Here is a 13,599-nt window from a genome sequence, read left to right as displayed (position 1 = left end):
CTAATTTCCAATAAATCGATCGTTTGCTGCATTCCACAGCAAAACCCCGCCTTATACCCGTTTGTGCACAAACTTATCCACAGATATAAGGATCCACGAGTTGAGTTTTCACTAGTGCGCGATAGTATTGGGTGTATTCATCCCTCTTTTGGCGCACTTTTTATGTCTCTTTCTGTTCGTCCATACCTCTCTTTACACCCTAAGATCGCAAATCGCGTATTTATTGATCCCACCAGCACCATTATTGGGGCTGTCGATCTGGCAGATGACGTGAGTATCTGGCCATTGGTTGCGATCCGAGGAGACGTTAACTATATATCCATCGGTGCACGATCCAATATTCAGGATGGAACCGTTATTCACGTCACTCACAAATCAGAGAATACTCCAGAGGGCTTGCCAACGATTATTGGTGAGGATGTTACCGTTGGACATAAGGCTATGCTTCATGGATGTACTATAGGAAACCGAGTTCTCGTTGGAATGGGTAGCATTATTCTGGACGGCGCAATCATAGAAGACGATGTCATCATTGGTGCTGGTAGTTTAGTTTCACCAGGAAAGCGGTTAGTCAGCGGATATATGTACTTTGGAAGCCCAGCTCGTCAGATCCGTCCATTAAGCGAAGAAGAGAAAATGGGATTACTGTATTCAGCCAATAACTATGTGCGTTGGAAAGACGACTATCTCTCACAGCCAGAAATCCATATCCAGCCATCGTCGTTGTAATCTTCGTTCAGGATCTTTTGCTCCGCTAAATCTTCAAGATCCCAGCGTAGCGATCTGAATAGAGCCAGAGGATCATGATTCACAGGATCCTCTACCATTCGTTTAAGCTCGTCTATATAGATAGCGCAGCATATTTGAAAACCATTGCTCGTTGCGGGAAAGAGGACAGCTCTCTTCCTCGCATCCCATTCTTCTTGGTCTGGAAACTGTATCGCTTGGTTCATCGTGATGATTCTTCACGCATGACGTTGAGCACAGATGCAATTTCCGGCATCACACCATTCCACAGCAAGAATGCATGAGCCGCTTGCCCCACGAGCATCCCAAAGCCATCAGCTATCTGATTTGCGTCATGCTCTTTCGCCCAAGAGAGGAAAGGCGTTAGCCCTTTCTGGTAAAACATGTCGTAGCAAGCAGTATTCTCATCAATAACTTCAGTGGAAATCTGTGGAATTTCGCCATGAATGCCTGAAGCCGTTGCATTAATTATGAGATCAAATCGCCTTCCCGACAGTTCATTGAATTCAGCCGCGTCAATATTTCCCAAATGACTAAAGACCTTAGCCAACTCTTCAGCTCGACTATAGGTTCTATTGGCAATGGTAAGGTCACAGTCTAGCGATAGGAGCGGTTGAATAACGCCACGAGCAGCACCACCGGCTCCTAACAGGAGCACTGTAGCCTCGGGGGCAATCATCCCCAAACGCTCAAGGTCACTGAGTAAGCCAATGCCGTCCGTGTTGTCGCCCAATAGACGACCATCATCCAAGAGTTTTAACGTGTTAACGGCTCCAGCTAATGAAGCTCTTTCGGTTAATTCATCTGAGAGCTCGTAGGCTTGCTCTTTGAATGGCGTCGTAATATTTGCGCCAATACCCCCACCAGCAAAAAATGCATGAATACTCTTTGAGAAATCATCGACAGGGGCTAACCGAGTGTCATAATTAAGAGCAATACCCGTCTGCTGGCTAAACAGCTGATGGATACGCGGTGACTTACTGTGTTTAATCGGATTACCAAAAACCGCAAACTGTTTCATCTGTCTTATCCCTGCCTAAACAATTCGCCAGTCAGCGCATCACGGATTTCTGATGGGTTTAAACGCCCTCCCACTTCTGCATCAACAACAGGAAACGCATTGCCAAACTGCAAACGAACCTCTTGCGCCGTACGGCAAGGTTCCAAACCGCTCAGATTGGCACTCGTTGACACGAGCGGCTTACCAAACTGTAAGCACAGGGTTTGGACTAAAGGATGATCGCTAACACGTACTGCAATAGTAGAGAAACGACCTCTGAGCCATTGAGGCGTCGTTGGTTTAGCCGGCATAACCCATGTCACGGGACCTGGCCAATACGAAAAGACTTCTTCACGTCTTTCACCCGATAATTTCGCATCATCAACATATGGCAGCAGTTGCTCATAGTTTGCGGCTATCAGAATAAGCCCCTTTTCCCACTGGCGCTGCTTGAGATCTAGCAGTGCATGCACAGCCAGTTCACTGTCAGGATCGCAACCTAAGCCAAAAACGGCTTCGGTAGGGTAAGCCACAACTTTTTCATTTTTTAGCGCATTGAGCACGTTCGCTAGCGATGATTCTTGTTCTTTTTTCATTATCTTCTATTCAGTTACTACGGCCTTGCCGCAGAGTTTACTCGCACAAAACAGCTTAATGCCCTGAGCGGTGCGCTTTTCAATCAGCAATGGGTAGTGGCAGTAGCTACACTCTCCCTCCACTGGCTTTAGATTGATTGCAAACTGGCACTCAGGATATCTATCGCAAGCGTGAAAAACTTTTCCATAACGGGATTTTCTTTGTAGGAGTTTTCCCTGTTGGCATTGAGGACAGATTATCGAGGTGGTGTCAGGCTTATCGATCACCTCGGTATGATCACATTCAGGATACTCGCTACAGCCGATAAACATGCCGTAGCGCCCCTGACGCAAAACCAGTGTTGAACCACATTTCGGACACAGTTGACCATCCAGAATTTTGACCACGTGTCCATCAGCCTGTGGTTTTAGCGGACGAATGAACTGGCATTCTGGATAACGGGAACAACCTAAGAACGGCCCATGCTTACCACTGCGAATCACTAATTCCGCGCCGCAGTCTGGGCAGTTCTCAGTATTTTTAACAGCAAGCAGTGTTGCCTGATTCATAAATAGTTTCTTAATTCATCGGGTAACTGCTTAATGCAGATAGCCCTCATTAACTTCAAACAACAGTTCTTCCATCTGTTCGTAAGCATGCTCATGTCCCGGTACATTAAACAGCACCATAAGCACGACCCACTTCAAATCTTCAAGATCGAACTGATCCGCATCCAGCGCCATCACACGATCAATGACCATTTCTCTCGTTTCTGGAGTTAACACCTGTATTTGTTCAAGGAAGAGCAGAAACCCTCGGCATGCACTATCGAGACGTATCATCTCCTCATCCGTATAAATACGCATCACATGAGGATCCGCGCATGAGATATACGGCAAAGCATCAGCTTCCTGCATCATAGCAAGCTTTTCTAACCAACCGAGGGCACTATAGATATCTTCCCGTTCAAACCCCGCACGCGTTAAATCATCGGTTAACTTATCTTGATCAACCTGCATTCCTGATGCTGTGTGTATATAGGTTTCAAACAGGTACATTAATACGTCGAACATGGCTAGCCCTCTTCAGTCGGACATAACCGCCGGACACAGCTTTAATCCATCCTGCTAACTCCAGGTCGAGCAGAGCGACAACGACCTCTGGCACAGGTTGGCCGACTCGTTCGGCGACGACGTCAACAGATGTCACCTCATATTCTACGTTAGCCAACACATCGGCAAATGGCAATTCTACATCGTCTCGCTCAGGATAAATAATTTCGACATGAGGATTGGGCAACCAATGCAAACCACCTAATTGCTCAATAATATCATTGGGATGGGCGACTAAATAGGCACCTTGTTGGATGAGCCAGTTAGCGCCGGCACTCTGCAAACTGTCAATTGAGCCGGGGATCGCAAATACATCTTTTCCCTGCTCTATCGCGCAACGCGCAGTGATCAAGGAACCACTTTTCTCTGCCGCCTCAATGATGAGCACACCATCACTCAACCCACTGATGATACGGTTTCGTCGTGGGAAGTATTCAGATCTTGCTCTGGTACTCGGTGGAAATTCGGAAATAATCGCGCCATTGTTTTCGACAATACGTGCGGCCAAATGCTCATGACACGTCGGATAAAGCTGCGCAATACCACATCCGAGCACCGCAATCGTTGTACCAAGCGACTCAAGACATGCGCGATGTGCGATTCCATCAATACCGAGTGCCAAACCACTGGTTATCACTAATCCTGATGCAGCAAGCTCGCCAGCAAAATAGGTGGCACAACTCTCCCCATAGTCGCTATACCGACGGCTACCGACAACGGCAATTTGCGCTTGTGAAAGACATTCGACGTTTCCCTTAACAAACAATACGGCCGGTGGATTAGCAATATTCTTTAGTTTTTCAGGATAGCGTGAATCATCATAAGCAATAAGATAATTTCCCTGCTGTGCTAGCCAAGATAAATCAGCCTCTAGGTGCTCAGATGAAAGGAATTTTTGTGCTTGAGCTGAGGTGAGCCCTAATTTCCTCAGCAGAAGAATATTAGGTGTCTCATTAGCGAACCGTTTAACAATGTGAATACACTGCGGCAAAGCAATTTTCTGTAAGCGGCTTAGACGCAACCAAGTTTCCTGAGCATGCATATCCGTCCCTTGCGCAGCCTGCACCTATGTGTTCAATAGGTGAACAATACTGTCAATCAAGGCCGGAAATGTCTAGAATAGTAAGTGACAATCATTCCACTACTCAGAGACAGATCGAATAATTTATGGCGGTATTGCAGGTATTACATTTCCCCGATGAGCGGCTCCGCACTGTTGCGCAGCCTGTAAAAGAAGTTACGCCCGAAATTCAGCGTATCGTTGATGACATGTTTGATACCATGTACGCGGAAGAAGGTATTGGTCTGGCGGCCACTCAGGTAGACGTTCACCAGCGTATTATCGTCATCGATGTGTCTGAAAATCGCGATCAGCGTTTAGTCCTGATCAATCCAGAATTGCTATCAAGCGACGGTGAAACCGGCATTGAAGAAGGCTGTCTGTCGGTTCCTGAACATCGAGCGCTCGTTCCTCGCGCTGAGCGTGTGAAAATTCGCGCATTGGATCGCGATGGAAAACCTTTCGAACTGGAAGCCGACGATCTTCTCGCAATCTGTATTCAACACGAGATGGATCATTTGATCGGAAAACTGTTCGTTGATTATCTCTCGCCTCTGAAGCGTCAGCGCATTCGTCAGAAGCTGGAAAAACTGTATAAACAGCAGGCCAGAGGCTAATTAGCTCATTATTAGCAGGAAACAACATTGTCTGATTCTTTGCGTATTATTTTTGCGGGAACTCCCGATTTTGCAGCGCGTCATCTAGACGCGCTTTTGTCTTCGCAGCATCAAATCGTTGGCGTTTTTACCCAACCAGATAGGCCTGCAGGTCGTGGCAATAAACTCACTCCGAGCCCTGTTAAGGTTTTAGCCGAGCAGCATAATTTACCTGTTTTTCAACCCGTGTCACTGCGCCCAGAGGACAGCCAGAAGCTGGTTTCCGATCTTAACGCCGATGTGATGGTCGTGGTGGCGTATGGGTTAATCTTGCCTAAGGCCGTTTTGGATATGCCACGTTTAGGCTGTATCAACGTGCATGGCTCCCTGCTGCCTCGCTGGCGTGGCGCAGCGCCTATTCAGCGAGCCTTATGGGCCGGTGATGCTGAAACAGGTGTCACTATTATGCAGATGGACGTTGGTTTAGATACTGGCGATATGCTGCATAAAGTCTCCTGTCCAATCACCGCTCAAGATACCAGTGCAACGCTATACGATAAGCTGGCTGAGATGGGGCCTCAAGGGTTGCTCGCTACGCTCGCTGAGTTAGCCAACGGTACAGCAACGCCTGAGAAGCAGGATGAAGCCCTAGTGACCTACGCTGAGAAACTAAGCAAAGAGGAAGCCCGCTTAAACTGGACTCTTTCTGCTGCACAGCTTGAGCGCTGCGTTCGGGCGTTCAATCCATGGCCGGTAAGCTTCTTTATGATTGATGGCCAACCGGTAAAAGTTTGGCAGTCTCAGGTGATAGCAGCCGAGCAGAACCAAGCTCCGGGGACTATCATCAGCGCCGACAAACATGGCATTGCCGTAGCAACCGCCGAGGGGGCCTTGCTGATGACCCAGTTGCAACCTTCTGGCAAGAAAAGCATGTCCGCGCAGGATTTACTCAATTCTCGCCGCGAGTGGTTCATTCCAGGTAATTGCCTAGAATAATTCCATTAGTCATTGTAAAAAGGGCCCAATGGGCCCTTTTTGTTTGAAATTGATGCTAATCCGTCTCTAAACTTCAAACCCGCCCCCTATTCGCGGTAAACTTCGCGCCATACTCTAAATTATTTATTTATGCTGCAACGGTCAGCCTAACGCTATGAAAAACACTCCATATAATCTGCGTGCTATCGCTGCCAAAGCGCTTGGGTCAGTGCTTGACCAAGGACAGTCTCTCAGTACCGTACTTCCGGCTCTAAGCAAAGAAGTCAGCGAGAAAGACCGTGCACTGCTACAAGAGCTTTGCTTTGGTGTTCTACGTGTTTTACCGCAGTTGGAATGGTATATCCAACAGCTGATGGCGAAGGTACTCACTGGTAAGCAGCGGCCATTACATTATCTAATCATGGTTGGGATCTACCAACTGGTCTATACCCGTATTCCCCCACATGCAGCCTTGGCCGAAACAGTCAATGGTGCTGTCGCATTGAAACGCCCCCAACTAAAAGGGCTGATCAATGGTGTTTTACGTCAGTTCCAGCGTCAGGAAGACCAGTTAAAAGAACGCGCACAGAATAACGAATGCCGTTTCTTACACCCTTCGTGGCTGCTAAAACGTTTACAACAGGCTTATCCGCAGCAGTGGGAATCCATTGTTGATGCCAATAACCAACGCCCACCGATGTGGTTACGCGTCAACCGCCTCCATCACTCGCGCGATGAATATTTAGCGTTACTGGCTAAAGCTGAAATCAATGCATTTGCACATCCACAGTTCCCCGATGCAATCTGCCTCGAAGAGGCTTCTCCCGTCGGTCGTCTCCCAGGATTTGAGCAAGGCTGGGTAACCGTTCAGGACGCCAGTGCTCAGCACTGTGTCGATCTGCTTGATCCGCAAAATGGTGAACAGATCCTTGATCTTTGCTGCGCTCCCGGAGGAAAAACCACGCATATTCTGGAGGCAGCTCCAAAGGCGCACGTTCTTGCCGTTGATGTTGATGAAAATCGACTGAAGCGCGTGAAAGAAAACCTACATCGTTTACAACAACAGGCTGAGGTAAAATGCGGTGATGGGCGTTATCCTGAGAAATGGTGTGGGGACAAGCAATTTGATCGTATCTTGCTAGATGCCCCTTGTTCCGCAACAGGAGTGATCCGTCGTCACCCTGATATCAAATGGCTGCGTCGCGATCGTGATATTGCTGAATTGGCGGCTCTACAGAAAGAAATTATTGAAGCCATCTGGCCACATCTGAAATCCGGTGGGGTAATGGTTTATGCTACCTGCTCGGTTTTACCTGAAGAAAATGCTCAACAGATGCGCGAGTTTCTCTCCCGCCATCCAGAGGCCCAGCTGATGATCACCGGAGATCAAAAGAATCCGGGGCAACAGCATCTTCCCCATGCACAGGATGGCGATGGGTTCTTTTACGCTAAGCTGATTAAGGCATAACAGTGTCTGCCTGCGGACGACACAGGCTTATAAATAGCGCGAACCAGAGAACACAATGAAGATAATCATTCTTGGCGCCGGGCAAGTCGGCGGCACACTGGCAGAAAATCTCGTCGGCGAAAACAACGATATAACCATCGTCGATACGAATAGCGATCGCCTGCGCCAACTGCAAGATAAATTCGACTTAAGAGTGGTGCAGGGCCATGGCTCTCACCCACGCGTATTGCGTGAAGCAGGAGCCGACGATGCAGATATGCTTGTCGCCGTCACCAGCTCAGATGAAACCAATATGGTCGCCTGTCAGGTTGCCTATTCGTTATTTAATACACCAAATCGAATCGCACGCATCCGCTCAACGGAGTATATCCGTGAAAACGAGCGTTTGTTTAATGCCGAAGCCGTACCGATAGACCATCTTATCTCTCCAGAGCAGTTGGTGACAGACTATGTGTATCGGCTGATTGAGTATCCTGGTGCATTGCAGGTCGTCAATTTTGCCGAAGGAAAAGTCAGCCTCGCAGTGGTAAAAGCCTATTACGGTGGCCCACTGGTTGGTAACGCGCTCGCATCGCTTAAAGAGCATATGCCGCACATTGATACCCGGGTCGCCGCTATTTTCCGCCAAGATCGTCCCATTCGCCCACAAGGCTCTACCATTATTGAAGCCGGTGACGAAGTGTTTTTTGTCGCCGCATCGCAGCATATTCGCGCCGTGATGAGCGAGCTTCAGCGTTTAGAAAAACCTTATAAACGTATTATGATTGTCGGCGGCGGTAACGTTGGCGCTGGATTAGCTCATCGTTTAGAAAAAGACTACAGCGTTAAACTCATTGAACGTAATCAGCAACGCGCTGCTGAGCTTGCCGAAATGCTACATGACACCATCGTGTTCTATGGTGATGCTTCTGACCAAGAGTTGCTGACTGAAGAGCATATTGATCAAGTCGACGTTTTTATCGCTCTAACCAACGATGACGAAGCTAATATCATGTCTGCGATGTTAGCCAAGCGCTTAGGGGCTAAAAAAGTCATGGTGCTCATCCAGAGAAGCGCATATGTCGATCTGGTGCAAGGTAGTGTTATCGATATCGCAATTTCGCCACAGCAGGCAACGATCTCTGCGCTGCTTGGACACGTACGTAAAGCAGACATCGTCAGTGTATCCTCATTGCGCCGCGGCGTCGCTGAAGCCATTGAAGCCATCGCACATGGAGATGAAAGCACCTCAAAAGTTGTTGGTCGCAAAGTAGAAGAAATAAAACTTCCGCCGGGTACAACAATTGGCGCCATTGTTCGGGGAGATGACGTCATTATTGCTAATAGCGAGTCTAAAATTGAACAGGGAGATCACGTCATCATGTTCTTAACCGACAAAAAGTTTATTACAGACGTTGAACGCTTGTTCCAACCAAGCCCATTCTTCTTATAGCCGCGTATATGGTCAACTATCGTTCTATTCTCTACATCTTGGGGATGATGCTCTCAAAGGTCGCCCTCTTGATGTATATACCGACTATTTACGCGCTATTTACCGGTAGCGGTGGCGTTTCTGAATTTCTACAGTCGGTGATTATTACCCACGTCATTGCCATTATTCTTATCGCTCAAGGACGCGGGCAGAAATTTTATCTCCGCATTCGGGACATGTTTCTAACCACGACGCTTGCCTGGATCACCGCCTGCTGCTTCGGTGCGTTACCTTTTGTTTTTATTAAGCACATCGCGTTTACCGATGCCTTTTTCGAAACTATGTCGGGGCTCACGACGACCGGTTCGTCGGTTTTATCTCACTTAAATCAGATGGAACCTAGTGTTCTGCTCTGGCGCTCATTGCTCCAGTGGATGGGGGGTGTTGGCTTTATCGTTATGGCCGTCGCAATTCTACCTTTTCTCGATGTAGGGGGAATGCGGTTATTCCATACCGAATCGTCGGATTGGTCAGAGAAAAGCTCTCCGCGTATGAAAGACGTGGCCAAAAGCATTATGGGCGTTTATGTAGTGCTCACATTCCTATGCTACTTTGGCTTTCGCTACGCGGGAATGGACAACTTTGATGCCGTTAACCATGCCTTCGCCACTATCTCTACAGGTGGGTTCTCTACCAATGACTTATCCATGGCGGCCTATTCGAAACTCGCCCAGTGGAATGCAACGCTATTTATGTTTCTAGGGTCACTGCCATTTTTATTATTTGTGCAGTGCATTCGGCAACGAAGTGGCAAACCCTTATGGCGAGATCAGCAGCTTGTGGGATTCACACGCTTCGTGATTATCGTCGGTATGATCATCACTCTATGGCTATGGCATAAAAATATATTCAGCTTCACTGATAGTCTGAGAATCGCATTCTTTAACCTGATAAACATTTTATCTACCACGGGCTACTCCTTAGGAAACTTCGATCTGTGGACCCCGTTGACCACCGTAATTTTCGCCTCAGTGATGCTACTTGGTGGATGTTCAGGCTCAACCGCTGGCGGCATTAAAATGTTTAGAATACAGATTTGCTTTGAAACTCTGCATATCGAAGTACGTAAACTCATCCACCCTAACGCGATATTTCCACGTCGCTATAATAATCGCCCGATTACGAATGAAGTCAGCCGGTCGGTGATTGCCTTTATGATGGCGTTTATTGGGATCACGATTGTCATTGCCGGGATTTTGGGAATGAGTGGCGTTGATACGCTATCAGCAATCACCGGCGCAATGACCGCAATGGCCAATGTAGGGCCCGGTATGGGTCCGGTTATTGGCCCTAGCGGTAACTTTGCGTCGTTGCCTGATATTGCCAAATGGGCCTTATCGATAGGAATGCTTTTAGGACGCCTCGAAGTCATGACAGTTATTGTGCTAATGTTTCCTGCTTTCTGGCGTACTTAAATTTACGTCCGTCTTTTGTCAATTAATGCTATGTTTGTTAAACTTGTGTTATTGATTTTAAAAGGGGTGAGCTATGAGTTTATTAAAAGAGTTTCGTGAATTTGCCATGCGTGGCAACGTTGTCGATTTAGCCGTCGGTGTTATCATCGGTGCCGCATTTGGTAAGATTGTCTCATCTTTAGTCGCCGATATTATTATGCCGCCGCTGGGTTTATTGATTGGCGGCGTTGATTTCAAACAGTTCCATTGGGTCATACGCGCAGCGGAAGGTGCTACGCCCGCGGTTGTCATGAATTATGGTCAGTTTATTCAAAATATCTTCGATTTTGTCATTGTAGCCTTCGCTATTTTCTTAGCCATTAAGCTCATGAACAAAATGCGTCGCCAAGAAGCAGAAGAGCCAGCAGCTCCGCCAGCGCCAACCACGGAAGAAAAACTGTTGACTGAAATTCGTGACCTACTAAAACAGCAACAAAAATAATACATTAGAAGAACAGAAAAGCCGCTCTGAGCGGCTTTTTTATTGGTTGCTTGCAGAGAGGAAACTGTAGGTAAAATACATCAGAAATTAATGAATTTTACCTACAGCCTCCCAGCTGCCTTTTTTACCGTGCTTGGCTTTCCGAGTATAGCTGCCTTTACCCTTACTATTTTTTTCTACGCGTGGCTTAAACAAAGGATCGTGTAAAAGCGCTTGGATAGCATTATCCGTAATAATACCTTTGGTGTGCTGATACTTAGTCATGACTTCCTCACTAACAATATGAAGGTTTAGGGTAATAACCCCGCAAATCTATACGCATCAATCTTTCCGCTGCACCTTGTTCTAGAGCCTCAAGAATTGAACAATAGGTACTGGTATGAGCTTTTCCACAACAGGCATCACTCAAACGTCTGAGTGATTGACGCATCAATTCCAACTCATGGATCTTACTTTCTACCTCGAGCAGTCTGGCGTCAACGATAGATTTAGACTCTTGGCAGGTATGATGCTTTGGATCGACTCTGATCGATAATAGCTCACGGATCGACTCCAATGTAAAACCCAGTTGCTTAGCATAACGAATAAAACGTAATCGTTGAAGATCGTGATCGGTATAAAGACGATACCCACCTTCGGTTCGAACTTCATGATCCATCATCTTCTGCTTTTCATAATAACGCACAGTATCAGGCGTTACTCCCGCTAACTTCGCTAACTGCCCAATGCGATACATAGCCTACCATCTCCCCAATTAGAAACGTTGTGCAAAATGCTCGACATACTCTGCATGCAAAAAATCTGTACTCATGCCAGCCTGGCGTAAACGAAACTCCAACAGTGCCAGTTTCTTATTAAGCTCGCTGTAATCAGGATGCTCGCGAGATAGACCCCTTAGTATTGATGCGATCGTTGCCGCCTCGTTCCGTTGCTCTATTTCAGGCGGTAAACACCCCGCATTCTTCAAAAGCCGGTAGCCAGCACGCAATTCAGCGGGAACATGAGAATCGTCATCCAGAACCAAAGGTTTACCTTCTCCGGACAGGTTATTTAATTCTCCACGTTTTAGCGCGGCGTTGATGTGGCGCTCAGCCCATTCATCCACTAAGAACATAAATTTATCCCCAATAACATCTGAATATAGCTTAATCAGGATAACGATAAAAAAGAAGAGACATGCGAGGGGCACAACAGAACATGATGAATTCTAGGTATAAAAAAGCCGGGCCTAAGCCCGGCGTTTTCATGCTTCTACAGATTACTCTGCAGTTGCTTCTGCATCAGATACAGAACGATCAACGAGTTCGATGTAAGCCATCGGCGCGTTGTCGCCTGCACGGAAGCCACACTTAAGAATACGAGTGTAACCACCGGCACGGCTCGCGAAACGCGGGCCTAGCTCGTTAAACAGTTTTGCCACGATCTCGTTATCACGAGTACGGGCGAATGCCAGACGACGATTAGCAACGCTGTCGGTCTTGGCAAGAGTAATCAGCGGCTCAACCACGCGACGCAGCTCTTTCGCTTTCGGCAGGGTCGTCTTGATGATTTCATGACGAACCAAAGAGCCGGCCATATTGCGGAACATAGCTTGGCGATGGCTGCTGTTACGGTTCAGTTGACGACCACTCTTACGATGGCGCATGACCTTATCCTTCTCAGTAAAACCTTAACCTGTGACCTAGTTACTCGTCAGCAATGCTAGCTGGCGGCCAGTTTTCGAGGCGCATGCCCAGAGACAGACCACGTGAAGCCAGCACGTCTTTAATCTCAGTAAGAGATTTTTTACCCAAGTTCGGCGTTTTCAGCAACTCAACTTCGGTACGCTGTACTAGATCACCGATGTAGTGGATAGCTTCTGCCTTGAGGCAGTTAGCAGAGCGGACAGTCAATTCCAGATCGTCAACAGGGCGCAGCAGGATCGGATCGAACTCCGGCTTCTCTTCTTTAACTTCCGGCTGACGTACATCACGTAAGTCAACGAAAGCTTCAAGTTGTTCAGCCAAGATAGTTGCCGCACGGCGGATTGATTCTTCCGGATCAATCGTACCATTGGTTTCCATCTCGATAACCAGCTTGTCCAGGTCGGTACGCTGTTCAACACGAGCAGCTTCAACATTGTAGGCAATACGCTCTACAGGGCTGTAGCAAGCATCGACTAACAGACGGCCGATCGGGCGCTCATCTTCTTCCGAATGAATTCGGGCAGAAGCCGGCACATAACCACGACCACGCTGAATTTTGATACGCATGCTAATTGATGCATTTTCATCAGTCAGATGGCAGATCACATGCTGCGGCTTGACGATTTCAACATCACCATCATGGGTGATATCGGCTGCAGTCACAGGGCCAATGCCAGACTTATTCAGGGTAAGAATAACTTCATCTTTGCCTTGAACTTTCACCGCCAGCCCTTTCAGGTTGAGCAGGATTTCCAGGATATCTTCCTGTACACCTTCTTTGGTGCTGTACTCATGCAGTACACCATCAATCTCAACCTCGGTCACCGCGCAACCCGGCATAGATGAAAGCAGAATACGGCGCAGTGCGTTACCAAGAGTATGGCCAAAGCCACGCTCTAACGGCTCAAGGGTCACCTTGGCGTGCGTCGAACTCAGTTGCTCGATATCTACCAGGCGCGGTTTTAGAAACTCTGTCACAGAACCCTGCATTGTGTCCTCTCTTTGGTACTAAG

Annotated in this window: 18 protein-coding genes; 7 read left to right on the top strand and 11 right to left on the bottom strand. The window is 47.6% G+C overall.

What is annotated here, in order from left to right:
• Positions 1-162 precede the first annotated feature (162 nt).
• Complete coding sequence (locus tag M988_RS01605; RefSeq protein WP_008815447.1) at positions 163-729, top strand: gamma carbonic anhydrase family protein; 567 nt, start codon at positions 163-165, stop codon at positions 727-729.
• Here M988_RS01605 and M988_RS01600 read toward each other — a convergent pair.
• The 6 genes from M988_RS01600 to dprA are packed head-to-tail and all read right to left on the bottom strand — an operon-like array spanning position 684 to position 4,477.
• Positions 684-953, bottom strand: coding sequence for a DUF1488 family protein (locus M988_RS01600; RefSeq protein WP_064572562.1), 270 nt, complete (start codon positions 951-953; stop codon positions 684-686). The genes M988_RS01605 and M988_RS01600 overlap by 46 nt on opposite strands.
• Positions 950-1,768 (bottom strand): shikimate dehydrogenase, encoded by an 819-nt coding sequence (gene aroE / locus M988_RS01595; RefSeq protein WP_064572557.1) that lies wholly within the window; start codon positions 1,766-1,768, stop codon positions 950-952. The genes M988_RS01600 and aroE overlap by 4 nt, the downstream gene beginning before the upstream one ends.
• Before the next feature lie 5 nt (positions 1,769-1,773).
• Positions 1,774-2,343 (bottom strand): L-threonylcarbamoyladenylate synthase type 1 TsaC, encoded by a 570-nt coding sequence (gene tsaC / locus M988_RS01590; protein ID WP_039188676.1) that lies wholly within the window; start codon positions 2,341-2,343, stop codon positions 1,774-1,776.
• A gap of 6 nt (positions 2,344-2,349) precedes the next feature.
• Positions 2,350-2,892, bottom strand: coding sequence for a DNA topoisomerase family protein (locus M988_RS01585; protein ID WP_064572556.1), 543 nt, complete (start codon positions 2,890-2,892; stop codon positions 2,350-2,352).
• Positions 2,893-2,922: 30 nt separating this feature from the next.
• Complete coding sequence (locus tag M988_RS01580) at positions 2,923-3,396, bottom strand: DUF494 family protein (protein ID WP_008815452.1); 474 nt, start codon at positions 3,394-3,396, stop codon at positions 2,923-2,925.
• Positions 3,368-4,477 (bottom strand): DNA-protecting protein DprA, encoded by a 1,110-nt coding sequence (gene dprA, locus M988_RS01575; RefSeq protein WP_064572555.1) that lies wholly within the window; start codon positions 4,475-4,477, stop codon positions 3,368-3,370. The genes M988_RS01580 and dprA overlap by 29 nt, the downstream gene beginning before the upstream one ends.
• Positions 4,478-4,602: 125 nt before the next feature.
• Here dprA and def point away from each other — a divergent pair, with 125 nt between their 5' ends.
• From def to mscL, 6 genes are all read left to right on the top strand, one after another.
• On the top strand, positions 4,603-5,112 hold the full coding sequence (gene def, locus M988_RS01570) for a peptide deformylase (RefSeq protein ID WP_004846534.1): 510 nt from the start codon (positions 4,603-4,605) through the stop codon (positions 5,110-5,112).
• 27 nt (positions 5,113-5,139) lie between these two features.
• Complete coding sequence (gene fmt / locus M988_RS01565) at positions 5,140-6,087, top strand: methionyl-tRNA formyltransferase (RefSeq protein ID WP_064572554.1); 948 nt, start codon at positions 5,140-5,142, stop codon at positions 6,085-6,087.
• A 154-nt stretch (positions 6,088-6,241) separates the two neighbouring features.
• Entirely contained in the window at positions 6,242-7,534 is a 1,293-nt protein-coding gene (gene rsmB, locus M988_RS01560) for a 16S rRNA (cytosine(967)-C(5))-methyltransferase RsmB (protein ID WP_039188667.1), read from the top strand.
• A gap of 55 nt (positions 7,535-7,589) precedes the next feature.
• Complete coding sequence (gene trkA / locus M988_RS01555) at positions 7,590-8,966, top strand: Trk system potassium transporter TrkA (RefSeq protein WP_004846539.1); 1,377 nt, start codon at positions 7,590-7,592, stop codon at positions 8,964-8,966.
• 8 nt (positions 8,967-8,974) lie between these two features.
• Positions 8,975-10,420, top strand: a complete 1,446-nt coding sequence (locus tag M988_RS01550; RefSeq protein WP_008815456.1) for a TrkH family potassium uptake protein — start codon at positions 8,975-8,977, stop codon at positions 10,418-10,420.
• 73 nt (positions 10,421-10,493) lie between these two features.
• Positions 10,494-10,901 (top strand): large-conductance mechanosensitive channel protein MscL, encoded by a 408-nt coding sequence (gene mscL, locus M988_RS01545; protein ID WP_008815457.1) that lies wholly within the window; start codon positions 10,494-10,496, stop codon positions 10,899-10,901.
• A gap of 87 nt (positions 10,902-10,988) precedes the next feature.
• Here mscL and M988_RS22220 read toward each other — a convergent pair whose 3' ends face one another.
• The 5 genes from M988_RS22220 to M988_RS01525 form a co-directional block, all read right to left on the bottom strand.
• Complete coding sequence (locus M988_RS22220) at positions 10,989-11,165, bottom strand: alternative ribosome-rescue factor A (protein ID WP_008815458.1); 177 nt, start codon at positions 11,163-11,165, stop codon at positions 10,989-10,991.
• Positions 11,166-11,175: 10 nt separating this feature from the next.
• Entirely contained in the window at positions 11,176-11,637 is a 462-nt protein-coding gene (gene zntR / locus M988_RS01540; protein ID WP_004846547.1) for a Zn(2+)-responsive transcriptional regulator, read from the bottom strand.
• Between the two features lie 18 nt (positions 11,638-11,655).
• The gene (locus M988_RS01535; protein ID WP_039188665.1) at positions 11,656-12,015 is read right to left on the bottom strand and encodes a DnaJ family domain-containing protein; all 360 of its coding nucleotides are present in this window, start codon (positions 12,013-12,015) and stop codon (positions 11,656-11,658) included.
• A 144-nt stretch (positions 12,016-12,159) separates the two neighbouring features.
• A complete protein-coding gene (gene rplQ, locus M988_RS01530) occupies positions 12,160-12,546 on the bottom strand; it encodes a 50S ribosomal protein L17 (protein ID WP_008815460.1) in 387 nt (128 codons plus the stop codon).
• Between the two features lie 40 nt (positions 12,547-12,586).
• Positions 12,587-13,576: a DNA-directed RNA polymerase subunit alpha gene (locus M988_RS01525; protein WP_004846552.1), complete on the bottom strand. Its 990-nt coding sequence runs from the start codon at positions 13,574-13,576 to the stop codon at positions 12,587-12,589.
• Positions 13,577-13,599 lie beyond the last annotated feature (23 nt).

Source organism: Hafnia paralvei ATCC 29927 (assembly GCF_001655005.1).
GTDB lineage: Bacteria > Pseudomonadota > Gammaproteobacteria > Enterobacterales > Enterobacteriaceae > Hafnia > Hafnia paralvei.
This window is presented reverse-complemented; position numbering and strand designations above follow the sequence as displayed.

Bases quoted from the DNA above. Each gene is read 5' to 3' on its own strand.
- M988_RS01605 (WP_008815447.1), top strand. From the start codon at position 163: ATGTCTCTTTCTGTTCGTCCATACCTCTCTTTACACCCTAAGATCGCA.
- M988_RS01600 (WP_064572562.1), bottom strand. From the start codon at position 953: ATGAACCAAGCGATACAGTTTCCAGACCAAGAAGAATGGGATGCGAGG.
- aroE (WP_064572557.1), bottom strand. From the start codon at position 1,768: ATGAAACAGTTTGCGGTTTTTGGTAATCCGATTAAACACAGTAAGTCA.
- tsaC (WP_039188676.1), bottom strand. From the start codon at position 2,343: ATGAAAAAAGAACAAGAATCATCGCTAGCGAACGTGCTCAATGCGCTA.
- M988_RS01585 (WP_064572556.1), bottom strand. From the start codon at position 2,892: ATGAATCAGGCAACACTGCTTGCTGTTAAAAATACTGAGAACTGCCCA.
- M988_RS01580 (WP_008815452.1), bottom strand. From the start codon at position 3,396: ATGTTCGACGTATTAATGTACCTGTTTGAAACCTATATACACACAGCA.
- dprA (WP_064572555.1), bottom strand. From the start codon at position 4,477: ATGCATGCTCAGGAAACTTGGTTGCGTCTAAGCCGCTTACAGAAAATT.
- def (WP_004846534.1), top strand. From the start codon at position 4,603: ATGGCGGTATTGCAGGTATTACATTTCCCCGATGAGCGGCTCCGCACT.
- rsmB (WP_039188667.1), top strand. From the start codon at position 6,242: ATGAAAAACACTCCATATAATCTGCGTGCTATCGCTGCCAAAGCGCTT.
- trkA (WP_004846539.1), top strand. From the start codon at position 7,590: ATGAAGATAATCATTCTTGGCGCCGGGCAAGTCGGCGGCACACTGGCA.
- M988_RS01550 (WP_008815456.1), top strand. From the start codon at position 8,975: ATGGTCAACTATCGTTCTATTCTCTACATCTTGGGGATGATGCTCTCA.
- mscL (WP_008815457.1), top strand. From the start codon at position 10,494: ATGAGTTTATTAAAAGAGTTTCGTGAATTTGCCATGCGTGGCAACGTT.
- M988_RS22220 (WP_008815458.1), bottom strand. From the start codon at position 11,165: ATGACTAAGTATCAGCACACCAAAGGTATTATTACGGATAATGCTATC.
- zntR (WP_004846547.1), bottom strand. From the start codon at position 11,637: ATGTATCGCATTGGGCAGTTAGCGAAGTTAGCGGGAGTAACGCCTGAT.
- M988_RS01535 (WP_039188665.1), bottom strand. From the start codon at position 12,015: ATGTTCTTAGTGGATGAATGGGCTGAGCGCCACATCAACGCCGCGCTA.
- rplQ (WP_008815460.1), bottom strand. From the start codon at position 12,546: ATGCGCCATCGTAAGAGTGGTCGTCAACTGAACCGTAACAGCAGCCAT.
- M988_RS01525 (WP_004846552.1), bottom strand. From the start codon at position 13,576: ATGCAGGGTTCTGTGACAGAGTTTCTAAAACCGCGCCTGGTAGATATC.